The organism is Floridaenema fluviatile BLCC-F154, assembly GCF_041929135.1.
GTDB lineage: Bacteria > Cyanobacteriota > Cyanobacteriia > Cyanobacteriales > Aerosakkonemataceae > Floridanema > Floridanema fluviatile.
On record NZ_JBHFNS010000005.1, the window covers coordinates 1 to 1,154 of the forward strand.

3 protein-coding genes are annotated in these 1,154 nt (G+C 39.4%); 1 reads left to right on the plus strand and 2 read right to left on the minus strand.

Annotated elements, in window-relative coordinates; all coding sequences use genetic code 11:
* Positions 1-109: transposase (locus ACE1B6_RS00125; RefSeq protein ID WP_459562952.1), on the plus strand; the 109-nt coding region annotated here is incomplete at its 5' end.
* Here the strand turns inward: ACE1B6_RS00125 and ACE1B6_RS00130 are convergent.
* The gene (locus ACE1B6_RS00130) at positions 106-282 is read right to left on the minus strand and encodes a hypothetical protein (RefSeq protein ID WP_413255199.1); all 177 of its coding nucleotides are present in this window, start codon (positions 280-282) and stop codon (positions 106-108) included. The genes ACE1B6_RS00125 and ACE1B6_RS00130 overlap by 4 nt on opposite strands.
* Before the next feature lie 106 nt (positions 283-388).
* On the minus strand, positions 389-988 hold the full coding sequence (locus ACE1B6_RS00135) for a glutathione S-transferase family protein (RefSeq protein WP_413255200.1): 600 nt from the start codon (positions 986-988) through the stop codon (positions 389-391).
* Positions 989-1,154: the final 166 nt, after the last annotated feature.

Here is a 1,154-nt window from a genome sequence, read left to right on the forward strand (position 1 = left end):
TGTAATGGAAGGAATCAACAATAAAGCTAAACTAATTATGCGTCAGGGTTATGGTTTTACAAATTTTGAAAGTTTTCGTGCCCGCCTTTTAGGTAGTTTTTCTGATTAGAAATATTTATCACAGACTTTAGAGGAGAGCCATTCGGCAATCTTTGGAGTGATTATATCATTAGCAGGCCCATTGGCGATATACTTCGCATAAGTTTGTCTTGAACCTCGTTCTGACTGCGCTGTTAACACTTCAGGAGTGAAAGCAATTTCTCCGAATTTGCGTGGCATCATGCCCTCCTCAATTATCAGTTTTGTGTTGTGTTTTTGAAGCGATCGCTAATTTGATTAACCAGCAGTATTACCAGCAATTAATGGTGCTAACTTATCGTCCGTGATTTTATAAACCTGCCATTGGGATGTAGCCTGGGAGTTGTTTGATGCGCTCGATCCAAGCCAAAACATTTGGATAAGATGCGAGGTCAATCTTGCCATCAGGTGCTAACGCAATGTATGGGAAAATCGCAATATCAGCAATAGTCGTCCGCTCGAATTCTAGCCAAGTTCTGGTACTCAAATGTTTGTCAAGTTGGGTTAAAATGTATTCGGCTTTTTGGTAAGCGCGATCGATATTTATACTAGTCGCACCAAACAAATGATAAAGTCGAGCATTTTCAGGCCCTTGACGAACTTCACCAGCAGTTGTAGATAACCAGCGAACAACTTGTGCTAAAGATAAAGCATCCAAAGGCAACCATTCTTCACCGCCATACTGTCTTGCTAAATACACCAAAATTGCTTGAGCATCTGCCAGTTTAGTATCACCATCAACCAACAAAGGAACTTGTCCAAAAGGGTTAAGTGCTAGATATTCTGGTGACTGATGTTCCCCTTTCATCAAGTCAACTTTTACCCATTCGTATTCCAGATTTAGCAATTCCAAAAACAGTCTAACTTTGTAACTGTTCCCTGACATTTCATGACCATAAAGCTGAATCATACTGATTTCTCCTAATCAAAAGTGGCTTTACTTTGAGCCAGCTTGATAACTTGCATCAAGTTGGTAGCTGTTTGAATGTCTTTTTCCCTTTGTACCGTTCATTCGGTATAGTTATACTGTACCGAACGTTCTATATAATGTCAATAGTTAATTCCTAATTTTTGAG

Excerpts from the sequence above, each read along its gene's own strand:
- ACE1B6_RS00135 (WP_413255200.1), bottom strand. The coding sequence starts at position 988 with ATGATTCAGCTTTATGGTCATGAAATGTCAGGGAACAGTTACAAAGTT.
- ACE1B6_RS00130 (WP_413255199.1), bottom strand. The coding sequence starts at position 282 with ATGATGCCACGCAAATTCGGAGAAATTGCTTTCACTCCTGAAGTGTTA.